The organism is Pseudomonas sp. JL3 (assembly GCF_031570575.1).
GTDB classification, from domain to species: Bacteria; Pseudomonadota; Gammaproteobacteria; order Pseudomonadales; family Pseudomonadaceae; genus Aquipseudomonas; species Aquipseudomonas cucumis.
This window is the reverse complement of sequence record NZ_JAKWJK010000013.1, coordinates 171724-185738: the sequence shown is the minus strand read 5'-3', so window position 1 is coordinate 185738 and position 14015 is coordinate 171724. Positions and strand designations below refer to the sequence as shown.

12 protein-coding genes and 1 pseudogene are annotated in these 14015 nt (G+C 57.0%); 5 read left to right on the top strand and 8 right to left on the bottom strand.

The features are described 5' to 3' along the window. Window positions 1-136: 136 nt before the first annotated feature. Both MMG91_RS21230 and MMG91_RS21225 read right to left on the bottom strand, forming a co-directional pair. Window positions 137-400, bottom strand: coding sequence for a hypothetical protein (locus MMG91_RS21230; RefSeq protein WP_305504648.1), 264 nt, complete (start codon window positions 398-400; stop codon window positions 137-139). Next, window positions 390-1181: a VacJ family lipoprotein gene (locus tag MMG91_RS21225; RefSeq protein WP_310660598.1), complete on the bottom strand. Its 792-nt coding sequence runs from the start codon at window positions 1179-1181 to the stop codon at window positions 390-392. Before MMG91_RS21225 ends, MMG91_RS21230 begins: the two co-directional genes overlap by 11 nt. Before the next feature lie 166 nt (window positions 1182-1347). Here MMG91_RS21225 and MMG91_RS21220 point away from each other — a divergent pair, with 166 nt between their 5' ends. Beyond that, window positions 1348-2058 carry a response regulator gene (locus MMG91_RS21220; protein WP_310660597.1) on the top strand — a complete coding sequence of 237 codons (711 nt, stop codon included), beginning with the start codon at window positions 1348-1350 and terminating at the stop codon, window positions 2056-2058. Then, the gene (locus MMG91_RS21215) at window positions 2055-3416 is read left to right on the top strand and encodes an ATP-binding protein (RefSeq protein ID WP_310660596.1); all 1362 of its coding nucleotides are present in this window, start codon (window positions 2055-2057) and stop codon (window positions 3414-3416) included. Before MMG91_RS21220 ends, MMG91_RS21215 begins: the two co-directional genes overlap by 4 nt. A gap of 64 nt (window positions 3417-3480) precedes the next feature. On the opposite strand, the gene MMG91_RS21210 is transcribed toward MMG91_RS21215, so the two are convergent. The 5 genes from MMG91_RS21210 to MMG91_RS21190 form a co-directional block, all read right to left on the bottom strand. Beyond that, a complete protein-coding gene (locus MMG91_RS21210; RefSeq protein WP_305504656.1) occupies window positions 3481-3702 on the bottom strand; it encodes a formate dehydrogenase subunit delta in 222 nt (73 codons plus the stop codon). Continuing rightward, entirely contained in the window at window positions 3699-6584 is a 2886-nt protein-coding gene (gene fdhF, locus MMG91_RS21205; RefSeq protein ID WP_310660595.1) for a formate dehydrogenase subunit alpha, read from the bottom strand. The genes MMG91_RS21210 and fdhF overlap by 4 nt, the downstream gene beginning before the upstream one ends. Continuing rightward, window positions 6581-8143: an NADH-ubiquinone oxidoreductase-F iron-sulfur binding region domain-containing protein gene (locus tag MMG91_RS21200; RefSeq protein ID WP_310660594.1), complete on the bottom strand. Its 1563-nt coding sequence runs from the start codon at window positions 8141-8143 to the stop codon at window positions 6581-6583. Before MMG91_RS21200 ends, fdhF begins: the two co-directional genes overlap by 4 nt. Continuing rightward, complete coding sequence (locus MMG91_RS21195; protein ID WP_052964752.1) at window positions 8140-8616, bottom strand: formate dehydrogenase subunit gamma; 477 nt, start codon at window positions 8614-8616, stop codon at window positions 8140-8142. Before MMG91_RS21195 ends, MMG91_RS21200 begins: the two co-directional genes overlap by 4 nt. A 338-nt stretch (window positions 8617-8954) precedes the next feature. Further along, window positions 8955-9332, bottom strand: a complete 378-nt coding sequence (locus MMG91_RS21190) for a hypothetical protein (protein ID WP_310660593.1) — start codon at window positions 9330-9332, stop codon at window positions 8955-8957. 113 nt (window positions 9333-9445) lie between these two features. Between MMG91_RS21190 and MMG91_RS21185 the strand changes: the two are divergent. Further along, window positions 9446-9571 (top strand): annotated as a pseudogene (locus MMG91_RS21185) (PH domain-containing protein); the annotation flags it as partial. 288 nt (window positions 9572-9859) lie between these two features. Here the strand turns inward: MMG91_RS21185 and MMG91_RS21180 are convergent. After that, entirely contained in the window at window positions 9860-10141 is a 282-nt protein-coding gene (locus MMG91_RS21180; protein WP_310660592.1) for a DUF3077 domain-containing protein, read from the bottom strand. 739 nt (window positions 10142-10880) lie between these two features. On the opposite strand from MMG91_RS21180, the gene MMG91_RS21175 reads away from it, so the two are divergent. Beyond that, window positions 10881-11321: a hypothetical protein gene (locus tag MMG91_RS21175; RefSeq protein ID WP_310660591.1), complete on the top strand. Its 441-nt coding sequence runs from the start codon at window positions 10881-10883 to the stop codon at window positions 11319-11321. Then, entirely contained in the window at window positions 11318-13936 is a 2619-nt protein-coding gene (locus tag MMG91_RS21170) for an AAA family ATPase (protein WP_310660590.1), read from the top strand. The genes MMG91_RS21175 and MMG91_RS21170 overlap by 4 nt, the downstream gene beginning before the upstream one ends. Window positions 13937-14015: the final 79 nt, after the last annotated feature.

The following is a 14015-nucleotide window of genomic DNA, read 5'->3' as shown; positions in this document are numbered from 1 at the left end:
GGTCATCGTCAAGATTAAATTCCGAAACCCCTATCTGCGTAAGCAGGTAGGGGTTTTGTTTGTCCACAGGGAAAAAATTCTCCGGTGGCAGCACGCGACCGGAAAACTTCCATCCTCCGTATCGTCACCCTGAAAATCAAGACAACGATTGGCTGTCCGCTCTCAAGACACCTGCCTCACCATTGGCCACGAGCCAGCGAACCATTTCGGCCACCGACACCGTATGGCTGCGCTCTATCCAGCGCACCAGTGCCGGGCCATAGTGTTCGGTGTACCGACTGAGTACCAGTTGGCGACAGTCCGCTGACAAACGCAGAGTAATTTCCCGACAGTGCAGATTGGCCGGGTCGTCCCGGGTCACCCGTTGCTGCAGAACCAGGCTATTGCTTTCAGAAACCATCAGCCGGTGCTCCTATGCATTGAGGAATGGTGTTCTTTGGCGAGCCTTGTTTGCCATCGGCCACGTAAGCTGCACGATGCTCGGCCACCACACTACGCAACGCGCTGTAATAGTCCGGCAGTTTTTGCAGGCTGTCGGTCAGCGGTAAGGCTTCTGCCCGACCATCGACGATGCCACCGACAGTGCTGATAGTGGACAGCGCATCCACGGTATCGCTATTGCTGCCGAATGGATCGACCACAAAGCTGAGCGCGCGGCCAGCGGCGTCGCGGCTGTTAGAGGTGCCGAGCAATGGTAGCTCGACGATCGGACCGTTGCCGATGCCCCACACGCCGAAGGTCTGGCCGAAGTCCGCGTCGTGGCGCGGAATACCGGCCATGCCGGAAACGTCGATCAAGCCCACCACCCCTACAGTGGTGTTGAGCGCGAAACGCCCCAGGGTATTGACCGAGCGCATCGGGTTACCTTGCAGCAGGTCATTGATAAAGACCTTGGGCTCTCCGAAGTTCGCCACAAAGTTATGCACACCGGTCTGGAAGAAGCCCGGCAAATAGCGATATCCGCGAGCGACCGGTGCCAGGGCGTAGTCATCGACCACCCGGTTGAACGCGAAGACTCCACGATTGAACGGTTCCGCCGGGTCGTACACCGAATAGGTGATGTCGGCGCAGGCCACGTTGGTGGTGGACGGCGGCTGGCTACTGCACCCCGTCAGCCCTGCAGCCAATACGGCAATCGAGGTGTTACGGGCCAACCAGGGAGCACACTTGAAAGGCAACATGGAAGCAAATCTCAGGAGGAATTCGCCGTGATGCTGAGCTCCAAGCCTTGCGCAAAGATGTCTGGTTTATTGCGGTGCTGACGTTTTATTGCAGAGTTGAAATATATGACGTGCTGCCGTGAATGGTTTTAGATGGCGGTTCCATTCGCCCCTTAAGTGACCTTCGGTGAACAGCCTTTTAATTGTGGATGACGACCTTGAAGTCCTCGATCTACTGAAAAAATTCTTCGTGCAGCACGGCTACAGCGTCGAGGTCGCCACAGACGGTGCGTCGCTGTGGTCGGCCATAGAGCGCCAGGCGCCGGACCTGATCATTCTTGACGTGATGTTGCCCGGCGACAGCGGGCTGATTCTGTGTCAGCAACTGCGGATTCGACACGCAATACCGGTGATCATGCTGACGGCCATGGGTGAACTCAGTGATCGGGTGATCGGGCTGGAACTGGGCGCCGATGATTATCTGACCAAGCCCTTCGACGCTCGTGAACTGCTGGCCCGAGTGCGCGCCGTGCTGCGCCGAGTGGACGAGCGCCGTCCGGTATCGCAGGAACGGCCACGGCCGCTGATTGATTTCGCTGACTGGCACCTGGACGTCACGCGCCGTGAGTTGCGCTCGCCGGACAACGTGATGATCCCGCTGTCGGCCGGTGAGTTTGACCTGCTGCTGGTTTTTGTCGAACACCCGCAGCGCATTCTCACCCGCGAGCAGTTGTTGGATCTGGCGCGCGGGCATTGTCATGAGGCGTTCGATCGCAGCATTGACGTTCAAGTCAGCCGCCTGCGGCGCAAACTCGAATCCGACACCAAGCGCCCGGCGATGATTCGCACTGTGCGCAACGGCGGTTACCTGTTCACCCCCAGCGTGACGCGGCGATGAGCTGGCTGAAGCGGATTCGCGCCCGAGACTGGCCGAAAGATACGGTTGCGCGCTGGATCGCTTTGACGATCATCCTGGCCATGCTCATCTCACTGGCGCTCAACGGGTTGTTTATCCAGCTGGCCGGGGTTTGGGCCCGCCCGCCGTTGACCGAAATCGGCCTGCTGGAAAAAGCCGCCGCCATCACTCGCGTCATCGAGGCCGCTCCGGCGCCCCTGCGCCACTCATTGGCGCAAGCCGCCAACGAGAGGGGCTTCACTATCACCTGGCACCCTGATCGGCACGATCTCAATCTGCCGACAGTGGACGATCCGAAGTCTGACATCGGCTCGACCATCCTGCAGCCGATGCTCAGAGCCCCAGACCGGCGCATCGAAGCCTATGAACCGGCCGACTGGACGCAGCACACGGAAGACGCGCATTACGCGCTGCTGATCGAGCTATCGGATTCATCCTGGCTGATGTTCTCCGCACCCTCACGCAGTTGGGGCCTCGACGAAGCGCCACGCTACCTGATCGTGATTCTTCTGGTGCTAATCTCCACCGCATTGGTCGCGCTGATCGCCACCCGCCGCCTCGCCACCCCTTTGCAGCGCTTCGCCGAAGGCGCTCGCCGCTTCGGCACGGACTTCCGCGCCCCACCCATCGAACCGCTCGGCCCCCACGAAATCCGCCAGGCCATTCTCGCGTTCAACGCCATGCAGGCCCAGCTACAACACTTCATCCGCGACCGCACGCAAATGCTCGCCGCCATCTCCCACGACCTGCGCGCTCCTCTGACGCGGATGCGCTTGCGAGGCGAATTCATCGAAGACAGCGAGCAACAGCAGCGACTGTTTCGTGACGTGGATGAAATGCAGGCAATGATCAACTCGGCGCTGGAGTTCTTTCGTGATGATGCGCGGCTTGAACCGGCGACCCAGTTTGATCTGGCGGAACTGCTGCAAACGTTACTTGATGATTGCCGCGATCAGGGAATCGGGATTGCCTTTAGCGGGCCGTTGCGGCTGGTGTATTTCGGGCGTCCGTTGGGGCTTAAACGGGTAATTACCAACTTGCTCGATAACGCTATCAAGTACGGTAGTGAGCCGACGGTTGAACTGATCCCCGGTGATGGACAGGTGCGGATCAAAATACTGGATCGTGGGCCGGGTATTCCGGATACGAGCCTTAAACAAGTATTTGTGCCGTTCTTCCGGATGGAAGGCTCGCGTAACAAAAGCACTGGGGGTGTTGGTTTGGGGTTATCGGCGGCGCGGGCGATTGTGCTGGAACACGGAGGCGAACTGACACTGCGTAATCGGTCGATGGGCGGGTTGGAGGCGTTGGTGGTGTTGCCGGTGCATCCGGTGGCGTGAAGAAATGGATTGCCCCTTGGCCTGTTTTCACAGACCAAGGGGCAATCCAGGCGATCATGTGAACCTAAGCCTCCCAGCCCGCCCCACTGACCGCCGCCTGCGCCAGCGGGTGCAAGTCTGCCCCCTGATGCTCGGTCTGCCAGGCCAGCAACTCCTTGCGCATGCCGGGCGTCCAGTACATCTGCAGGTGATTACGCACGCCGAGCACGGCTTGTTGCTGGTCTGGTTCGCTGGCGAAGTACTGGGCGATCTGGTTGGCCATTTTGATCAGGTTGTCAGTGCTCATCGGCGTACCTCGGCTTTTCCGGCGGTGCGTGCCTGGCGGCGTTCGTCGAGCAGACGTTGTTGTTCGTCGCTGAATTCCTGATAGCGTTTTTGCCACTCGGAAGGGTGGTAGACGCGGCTGACTTCCACGGCGGTAACCTTGTACTCCGGACAGTTGGTGGCCCAGTCGGAGTTGTCGGTGGTGATGACGTTGGCCCCCGATTCAGGGAAGTGGAAGGTGGTGTACACCACGCCTGGGGCTACCCGTTCGGTGATCCGTGCACGCAGTACGGTCTGTCCGGCGCGGCTGCCGATGCCGACCCAGTCACCTTCGTTGATACCACGGCTCTCGGCGTCGGTCGGGTGGATTTCCAGGCGGTCTTCGTGGTGCCAGGCGACGTTGTCGGTGCGCCGAGTCTGGGCGCCGACGTTGTACTGGCTGAGGATGCGCCCGGTGGTCAGCAGAAGGGGATAACGACTGTTGACCTTTTCCTCGGTGGGCACATAACCGGTGAGCATGAAGCGCCCCTTGCCGCGCACGAACTCGTCGATGTGCATGGTCGGCGTGCCGTCCGGTGCCGCGGCGTTGCACGGCCATTGCAGGCTGCCGTGGCGATCCAGTTCGGTGTAACTGACGTTGCTGAAAGTCGGCGTCAGGCTGGCGATTTCATCCATGATTTCTGATGGGTGCTGGTAGTGCATCGGGTAACCCAGGGCGTTGGCCAGGGCCACCGTGCCTTCCCAGTCGGCCTTGCCGCCCAGCGGCTCCATGACTTTGCGTACCCGGGAGATGCGCCGCTCGGCGTTGGTGAAGGTGCCGTCTTTTTCCAGGAACGAGCTGCCCGGCAGGAACACATGAGCGAACTTCGCGGTTTCGTTGAGGAAAATGTCCTGCACCACCACGCATTCCATCGCCGACAACGCCGCGGTGACGTGCTGGGTATTGGGATCGCTTTGGGCAATGTCTTCGCCCTGGCAATACAAGCCCTTAAAGCTGCCGCCCAGGGCTGCCTCGAACATGTTGGGAATGCGCAGGCCCGGGTCGGGTTGCAGGGTGACGTTCCAGGCCTGTTCGAACTGCGCCCGTACCACCTCGTTGGAGATGTGCCGGTAGCCAGGCAACTCGTGGGGGAAGGAGCCCATGTCGCAGGAACCCTGAACGTTGTTCTGCCCACGCAGCGGGTTCACGCCCACGCCTTCGCGGCCGATGTTGCCGGTGGCCATGGCCAGGTTGGCGATGCCCATGACTGCGGTGCTGCCCTGGCTGTGCTCGGTAACGCCCAGGCCGTAGTAGATCGCCGCATTGCCGCCGGTGGCATACAGACGGGCGGCGGCACGGATGTCGGCAGCGGCGACGCCGCAGATAGCGCCAAGGGCTTCCGGCGAATTTTCCGCGCGGCTGACGAACTCGCTCCAGCGGGCGAAATCACTGCCCTCGCAACGGGCGTCGATAAAGGCCTGGTTGAGCAAGCCTTCGGTGACGATGACGTGGGCCAAGGCGTTGAGCATGGCGACGTTGGTGCCCGGGCGCAGGGCCAGGTGCAGTTCGGCGCGGGCATGCACCGAGTCCACCAGATCAATGCGTCGCGGGTCGATGACGATCAGCCGCGCGCCTTCACGCAAGCGGCGCTTGAGCTGGGAGGCGAACACCGGGTGGGCGTCGCTGGGGTTGGCGCCCATCACCAGGATCACGTCGGCCTGCATCACCGAGTCAAAACTCTGGGTGCCGGCGGACTCGCCCAGGGTTTGTTTCAAACCATAACCGGTCGGCGAGTGGCAGACCCGCGCACAGGTGTCGACGTTGTTGTTGCCGAACGCGGCGCGCACCAGTTTTTGCACCAGGTAGGTTTCTTCGTTGGTGCAGCGGCTGGAGGTGATGCCACCAATGGAGTCGCGGCCGTATTTTTGCTGCAACCGCCGGAATTCGCTGGCGGCGTAGGTCACCGCTTCATCCCAGCTGACTTCCTGCCAAGGGTCATTGATGTGTTTGCGGATCATTGGCTTGGTAATGCGATCCGGGTGAGTGGCGTAGCCCCAGGCAAAGCGCCCTTTGACGCAAGAGTGGCCGTGGTTGGCCTGGCCGTTCTTGTCTGGAACCATGCGTACGACCTGGTCGCCTTTCATCTCGGCGCGGAACGAGCAGCCCACGCCGCAATAGGCACAGGTAGTGATCACGCTGTGTTCGGGTTGACCCAGTTCGACCACGCTTTTTTCCATCAGGGTCGCGGTGGGGCAGGCTTGCACACAGGCGCCGCAGGACACGCATTCGGAGTCGAGGAAGTTATCGCCACCAGCGGCCGCGACCCGGGATTCGAAACCGCGCCCGGTAATCGTCAGGGCAAACGTGCCCTGGGTTTCTTCGCAGGCGCGCACGCAGCGGTTGCAGACGATGCACTTGCTCGGGTCGTAGTCGAAGTAGGGGTTGGAGGTGTCCTTCTGATCGGCCAGATGGTTTTCACCTTCATAGCCGTAACGCACTTCCCGCAGGCCGACTTGGCCGGCCACGGTTTGCAGCTCGCAGTTGCCGTTGGCCGAGCAGGTCAGGCAGTCCAGCGGGTGATCGGAGATGTACAGCTCCATGACGTTGCGGCGCAGGGTGGCGAGCTTCGGCGTTTGGGTGTGTACGCTCATGCCTTCGCTGACCGGCGTGGTGCAGGACGCCGGGTAGCCGCGCATGCCGTCGATCTCCACCAGGCACATGCGGCAGGAGCCGAAGGCTTCCAGGCTGTCGGTGGCACACAGTTTGGGAATGGTGGTGCCCAGCAGCGCGGCGGCGCGCATCACTGAGGTGCCTTCGGGCACGGTGATGCTTTGGCCGTCGATGTTCAGGGTGACCTGCACCTGACTTTCGCGGGCCGGGGTTCCCAAATCGATATCGGTTTTCGGGTCGAAGAGAGTGATCATTGGTCGGCCTCCGAGGACTGCAGACCGAAGTCGGCGGGGAAGTACTTGAGGGCGCTGACGACCGGATAGGAGGTCATGCCGCCCAACGCGCACAGCGAACCGTATTGCAGGGTGTCGCACAGGTCCTTGAGGATGATCACCTGCTCATCACGACCGTTCTGGTCAGGCGCGGCCAGCAGGCGGTCAATCACCTCCACGCCCCGGGTCGAGCCGATGCGGCACGGCGTGCATTTGCCACAGGATTCCTCGGCGCAGAACTGCATCGCGAAGCGCGCCATGCGGGCCATGTCCAGACTGTCGTCAGCCACCACTACACCGCCGTGACCGAGCATCGCGCCGATGGCGGCGAACGCTTCGTAATCCAGCGGCGTGTCGAATTGCGAAGGCGGAACCCAGGCGCCGAGCGGGCCGCCCACCTGCGCGGCCTTCAGCGGTCGGCCACTGGCGGTGCCGCCGCCGTAGTCTTCCACCAGTTCCCGCAGGGTCAAGCCAAAGGCCCGTTCCACCAGACCGCCGTGACGAATATTGCCCGCCAGCTGGAAGGGCATGGTGCCCAGGGAACGGCCCATGCCGTAATCGCGATAGAACTGCGCGCCCTTGGCCAGAATCAGCGGCACCGAGGCCAGGGTCAGCACGTTGTGCACCAGCGTTGGCTGGCCGAACAGCCCCTGCAACGCCGGAATCGGCGGCTTGGCGCGGACGATCCCGCGCTTGCCCTCGAGGGAGTCCAGCAGCGCGGTTTCCTCGCCGCAGATGTAAGCGCCGGCACCGACCCGCACTTCCATATCGAAGGCCAGGCCGCTGCCACCGACATTGGCGCCGAGATAACCGTTGGACCGGGCAATCTCCAGCGCCGCACGCAGGGTGGCCACGGCCTGTGGATATTCCGAGCGCACATAGATGTAGCCATATGTGGCGCCGACGGTGATGCCGGCAATGGCCATGCCTTCGATCAGCAGGAAGGGGTCGCCTTCCATCAACATGCGGTCGGCAAAAGTGCCGGAGTCGCCTTCGTCAGCGTTGCACACAATGTATTTCTGCGCCGCCTGGGTGGCGCGCACCGTGCGCCATTTGATCCCGGCCGGGAAGGCCGCGCCGCCACGACCACGCAGGCCTGAATCGAACACCGCAGTCGCGGTCTCCTCACCGCCAATGGCGACGGCCCGGGTCAAGCCCTCGAAACCGCCATGATCCCGGTAATCGTCCAGAGACAGCGGCCGGGTAATGCCGGCGCGGGCAAACAGCAGGCGTTGTTGCGTCTTCAGATACGGCAATTCTTCCACCAGACCCAAGGCCAGCGGATGGTCGGACGGCTCGCCTTGCAGCGCATCGAGCACGGACGGCACATCGGCAGCGGTCAGCGGACCGAAGCCGATACGGCCTTGCGGGGAGTCCACTTCCAGCAGTGGTTCCAGCCAATACAGGCCGCGCGAGCTGGTGCGTTGCAGGTCCAGCGGCAAACTGCGTTCCTGGGCCTGAGTGGCAAGGGCCACGGCCACCTCATCGGCGCCCACGGCGCGGGCGAGGGAATCACAGGGCAGATAGAGGCGCGGCATCATGCGTCCTCCCGGCAAGCATCGAGCAGGGCATCCAGACGCTCGGGACTGAGCCGCGCATGCAGCTGACCATCCAGCTCCAGGGCTGGCGAGCAGGCGCAGGCGCCGAGGCAATACACCGGGCGCAGACTGATGTTGCCGTCGGCGCTGCTGCCGTGGTCGTCCAGTTGCAGGCGTTCGCGCAATTGCGCCGCAAGCTGCTCGGCGCCGCGGCTCTGGCAGGACTCGGCTCGGCACAGACGCAGGATATGCCGGGCGGGAGGCGCGGTGCGGAAGTCATGGTAGAAGCTGATCACCCCGCGAACCTCGGCCTGACTCAGGTTGAGGGCGTGGGCAATCTCGGGAATGGCGGCATCGGGGATGTAACCGATGCCCTCCTGAATTTCATGAAGGATGGGCAACAGTGCACCGGGGGAGCGTTTGTGGCGCTCCAACAGGCTGTTGACCATAGGCAGGTGCAACATCTCATCAGGCATACAGCATTCCTCACGATCACGGACAAACCAGGCGGTTGTCAGTTGTCCGAAAGTGTCGGCTGCGGCAGTCACACCACGTCACGGCATCGTGGCATTTTCAGGCCGTTGGCCAGGCACCCTGAGCGGGCATCTTGTTGGGCCCGGTACGGTCTTTGCCGCACCTCTTCAGGGCATAACCGGCAGCTTGCCATGCTGCCTTTGATTCATCTGCACCAAAGCGACGTGTTCGATTCTGTCTACGACTACCTATTAAGTCTAGAAGAGCGCAGCCAAAGGCGTTCGCTCACTGAGTATCTTTCAGGGAATCCTTGAGCGCGATGAGCGGAGTGTCAAAACACTCACTTGGCGAAAAGGATCATCACCCACAACACCGCCGTGGTTAGTGCCGCCAACACACTGCACGCTCCGGCGATCAAATGACGGACGACGGGGGATTCAGACTGATTGAACCTGGCGATCACCAGAAGCCAGGTTCCGACAAAGGCCCCTAAAACCGCCATCATCGTATAAAAAATGAATACAACGCCCCGTGCCGAGTTTCCTCCGGGGACAAACCATCTATTGAACAGAATCAGCACCGCAATCCCGACAATAAAACTACCCACGGCACCCGCCAGATTAGCGAGCCACAGATTCACGGTGCCACGGTTCCTCACCATCCCAATCCACATCCCCACTGTCGCAGCGAAGAACACCAACACGCCGATTAGCTGCATTCAATCCTTGTCCTTGTTAACAATGCCCCTGAAACCGTCTTTGGCTTCTTTGATGAGATGAGGCGATGGAGGCACGATATCAAACTGGTGGCTTTGGGCTGAAGGGCGTTGTTGGTTTGATGTGGGTGGATTCCGAGTTGGAGATTTGTTTTTCATCGTTGGGGAAGGTGAAGTTTGAATTCACCGGCAGGACTTCGAGGGTGGAGATTTCGACGCTGATTTCTCAGCATTTACTGTGAGCTGAGTGATCGAAAGCCCCGACAATCTCGGGGCTAATAATGCCTGTCCGTTAAGCGCAATCCCTGTGGGAGCGGGCTTGCCCGCGAAAGCGTCAGGTCAGCCAACATCGATGCTGAATGCACTGCCGCCATCGCAAGCATTTGGCTCCCACAGGCCTTATGCCTTACCGACTGGCATCAGAACCATCCCGCCTAAGCACCTTCACCGCATCATCAACCACCGCCTTACTCATCNTGCTGAATGCACTGCCGCCATCGCAAGCATTTGGCTCCCACAGGCCTTATGCCTTACCGACTGGCATCAGAACCATCCCGCCTAAGCACCTTCACCGCATCATCAACCACCGCCTTACTCATCGCCGTCAAATAATGCGCGGCCCAGGCGTGGCGGTCGGTGTCTGTGGCGTAGGCGGCATCTTCGTTCAACTTCTTGGCGAGAAACAGAAAGTCAGAGGCCATGGCTAACGCATCGTCGAGGGGAACGCCGCGAGTGACGTGGAAGAGTGGTTGATCGGAGCAGTAGATGGCGGGGGTTAAGCCGATGGTTTTGAGTTCTGGTTGATCGGTCATTGGCCACCTCCGATGACGGAGAGGCGGTGGGAGAGGGTGGATTGTGGGGCGTTACGAAACTGGGAGTCGCGTAGAGGGAAAAGCCAAATTTCGTACGGATTGATGCTGCGCATTATCAGACTCCTTGGTATGGGGAGCTGCCACGTCCGTTTCCACACGAATGGGTGACAGCTGTGCGCGGGGTGGAAAACCGGGAATCAAGGAAACCGGCACGCCCGAAGACGTCCCACGCACAGCCGCCATAACTCACGCCGCAGACACAAAAAAAGCGCCGGCAGACGTGATGGGGGCGCTGTTGCGCCTTGAATTACACGGGTTTCCACACCCGGTCGCTGATTAGGCAGCGACGGTGGGAGAGTATCGTGCAGGCTCTGTTCCTGCAACCTTCAAGAGTTTTGAAACAAATTCGCCCTTCGGGTAGGGTAGGGTAGGGAGGTTCACATTGTGAACTCTATTAGTGCGCGGCCTATCTCTTCCTTTTTTAAAGTTATCCGTTTCATAGGCTTACGAAAGCTTTCTGCCTTCGACTTCTGTTGGGGCTTAAGTACCTTACAAGTAAATATTTGTATTGATTATGTTCTTGAGTTTTAGAGCAATTGACTGTGTATCCGGGTATCTGGGTTGGATGGAGCGTTTTTTTAACAATAGCCTCACTTGAGAGAAGTTTTCTTCTTGAGATTTTGCTACTCAGATGAGTTGAAAATTAGTAGTATTCCGCGATCGGAAACGGACCTGGCTTATGGCGCTTAAAAAAAACATCCAGTCTTTTAAAAAATGTTCTGAGTCAGATGATTTGGTAGGTGCGTATCGATTGCTCGTGGCTCTTGAGTTAGCTTTGAAAAATCAGGGGCTTACGTCAACTGGTAGGTCGGGGCATGATGTGCCCGGCCTTTTGCAGTCCGCTGCCATAGCCCCTTCTGGCGCCATCGCGGCTCAGCTCATAGGGTATGCAGCCACGTTACGAAACCAGTTACAGCTCATTACATGTGTAGGGCTTAAAACGGCGAGTCAATTCGTCCCGGCGGATAATTATCCTTACATGCGCTACGCTAGGATGGACGGTGACTGGGGGGGCGTGGATGAGACACCTCAAAAAGTTCTTAAGGACTTGTATGCTATGTGCGAGTCAGTGTGTAGTTTTCTGAAGGCTAACGAATCTAGTGTTGGAGTTATTTTATGAGTTCGGTTTCTGAAATTATCGTGCGGCTTAGGAGTTTGGCTGCGCTCGATCAAGGTTTGATTTCAGAAGTCAGCGTGAATTACTTTGCGCCAACACTGCATGTGGATGTTGTGAGTGATCATTTCTCGGATATGGGAGATGAAACAAGATTTTGGCAATTACAAAAGTGGCTAGAGAATGATGGTGATGAAACGCCCCTAAACCTTTCCGATGTAATGGCTAGGCTTCCTGTAGTCGTCAGTCCTCTCTCAAATTCTGAATATATTGATAAACTTCGTTGGGTTGGAGAAAGTGGCGGTTCCTCTTGGGTTTCGTCATTTTTAAAGAATGGAGGTGGTCAAAAAAGCCAACTTGTAACAGAGGAAAAATTTGTTCACTTCTATGGCTATAAAGGTGGGCAAGGACGTTCTACTGTACTCGGGTTATTGGCTAAAGCTTTGGCTGATGACGGCTATAAAGTTCTAGTCGTTGATGCCGATATTGAAGCTCCTTCAATGGATATGGTTTTTGGTATATCTGCTGACTCGTATGACCAAACACTTATGGGGTTGTGTGGTTGGTCAAGTAAGTGTAGGCCTATTGCGGGGGCCTATAGCGGGCGTGCAGATGGTCGTATCGATATTTTGCCATGTCGTCCTCGTCAAGAAGGCGCTGATTTGGATTTTGCGCTCTTAGCAGCCACCGCACCGCTCGATACTAGGATTTACGAACGCGCAGCTGAAAAGTTGAGGCTCTCACTTCCCATAGGCGAGGAAAAATACGATGTTGTGTTAATTGATCATCGTACTGGTATTGCTTCTTCCGTATTGCCGATCATGTCAAAGTTGCCCGGCGCGGCTGTTGTCTTTGCTCGTAGTGATTCAAACCTATCAACTGTCCCAAGTGATATGTTGAATGTAGTAAGAGCTATTTTTTCAAATCTATCCTCGGAGTCTACAGCAGCCTTTGTGAGTTTCTCCCTTGATCCTAACAAAACTGGCGGTTCGAAGTCTGAACATGATGCTCGTATTCAGGAGGTTCTTCTTACAGCGCTCGCGGAATCCATAGAATTCTCTAATGAAGATTCGATGCAAGTGTCTCCATCAGAATTGATTTTGAATTGGGTTGATTGGTATCTAGATCGTGCCCTGTTGGAACCGTCGTTGCCTGATGTCTCCCGATTGCAGAGTGATAATCAAAATTCCTTAATTCGCTTAAGGGAAGTGCTACTTCTACCCGTCTCCAGAAAGCGAGAAGTTCCACAAATTGGTAATTTGGACAAAATAGCTGCTACTGGTACTTCAGTGTCAGGCGCCAAAGATATGGGAGCGTTCATCCATATTTCAGGCGTTGAAAAAATGTTTGTACCTGGTAACCCTTACACTTACATTTGGGGACGTAAAGGCACAGGGAAAACGCGCCTTTTGCGTGAGCTTAGCGCAAGAAATTTAGGCAATCCCTTGTTGGTCGCCGCTGATGAGGAATCCACCACGGGCCTGCAGAGTCAATCGGTTGAGGTAAATGACTGGTTGGAGAAATGTGAGTTCGATGCAAATGTTTTCTGGTGGTCATTGATAAGAGTGGCTATTGAGCGCGAGGAGGGGGAGTCGCTGGTTCAGGCATTGTCGAAAAAAATCACTGAGGGGAGTTCTCCCAGAGATTTAGCACATAAAATTGATATCAAGTCTAAACTGATGGGGTCGGAGGCCACGTTTGTATTTTTAATTGATGGACTTGAAACACTTGTTGCGGCTACAAGAATAAAAAGTTTTGTTAGTTCTCTCTTTGAGTTAATGGGAGGTATTCAAAATGACTCGGGACTTGCTGGGCGGCTCGTAATTCGAGCTTTTGTGCGAGAAGATTTGGCGTCAGATACTATTCAAAATATTGAGCAGCAAGTCGAGGGGCGTAGCTTGCAGCTCAAGTGGAGTGCTCAGGCAATTTTGAACTTTGCTGTCTCGCGTGTCCCTACTTTGAAGTGGATGCGTGAAAATTTCAGAGATGTTTGTGAAGATATAGCAAAAAGATGGTCGGAGGTTCAGAGAGGGGAACTGTCAGAGCAGGAGGCTACGGAGATTTTGCTTGAGATCTTCCCTTCTAGATTGCGCCGTAATAATCTATCTACAGCTACATTTCTTCGGTTGTACTTTTCTGATGCTGGAGGAGACGATACGAACAAGGCTACGTTCTATCCAAGACTATATCTTTCATTTTTGAATAAATTAAATCTCCTAGCAAGTAATGCTAAAGCTCCTATTGACGCGGACGGAAGGCTCGACTCAACTCTTCTGAATCAGGCTTATGATGAAGCGTCAGGGGAGTTTATTAATGAAACTAAGCAAGAGCTTTCCTATCTGTTGTCGCTTGACTATGAGAATGGTGAGTTCGACGAAGAGGATGTTAGGGAACGTGTTACAAAATTCGTTGCTTCGTTCGAGGGTATGCGTACGCCGTTTCAGCACCAGAGTATTGTATCTGAGTTAAAAGAACGCACTGGATTTACTGAGCGAAGTGTTCGGGAGTCGTTGCAGCGTATGAAGGCTGTACGTATGTTTGAAGAGCGTCCGGGGTATGTTGGATGGTGGCGCGTCGGGCAATTGTATAAGAGGGGCTTGAAGATGAAGTATGTCCGTTAATATAGATTTTGGATGAGGTTGGGAGAGTGTTCAGTTCGTTTCTTCGCTCTATAGCTGACTGACTCCTGAAAACCTTTAT

Coding starts and splice junctions, on each gene's coding strand:
- MMG91_RS21230 (WP_305504648.1), bottom strand. CDS start 400: ATGGTTTCTGAAAGCAATAGCCTGGTTCTGCAGCAACGGGTGACCCGG.
- MMG91_RS21225 (WP_310660598.1), bottom strand. CDS start 1,181: ATGTTGCCTTTCAAGTGTGCTCCCTGGTTGGCCCGTAACACCTCGATT.
- MMG91_RS21215 (WP_310660596.1), top strand. CDS start 2,055: ATGAGCTGGCTGAAGCGGATTCGCGCCCGAGACTGGCCGAAAGATACG.
- MMG91_RS21210 (WP_305504656.1), bottom strand. CDS start 3,702: ATGAGCACTGACAACCTGATCAAAATGGCCAACCAGATCGCCCAGTAC.
- fdhF (WP_310660595.1), bottom strand. CDS start 6,584: ATGATCACTCTCTTCGACCCGAAAACCGATATCGATTTGGGAACCCCG.
- MMG91_RS21200 (WP_310660594.1), bottom strand. CDS start 8,143: ATGATGCCGCGCCTCTATCTGCCCTGTGATTCCCTCGCCCGCGCCGTG.
- MMG91_RS21195 (WP_052964752.1), bottom strand. CDS start 8,616: ATGCCTGATGAGATGTTGCACCTGCCTATGGTCAACAGCCTGTTGGAG.
- MMG91_RS21190 (WP_310660593.1), bottom strand. CDS start 9,332: ATGCAGCTAATCGGCGTGTTGGTGTTCTTCGCTGCGACAGTGGGGATG.
- MMG91_RS21180 (WP_310660592.1), bottom strand. CDS start 10,141: ATGACCGATCAACCAGAACTCAAAACCATCGGCTTAACCCCCGCCATC.
- MMG91_RS21175 (WP_310660591.1), top strand. CDS start 10,881: ATGGCGCTTAAAAAAAACATCCAGTCTTTTAAAAAATGTTCTGAGTCA.
- MMG91_RS21170 (WP_310660590.1), top strand. CDS start 11,318: ATGAGTTCGGTTTCTGAAATTATCGTGCGGCTTAGGAGTTTGGCTGCG.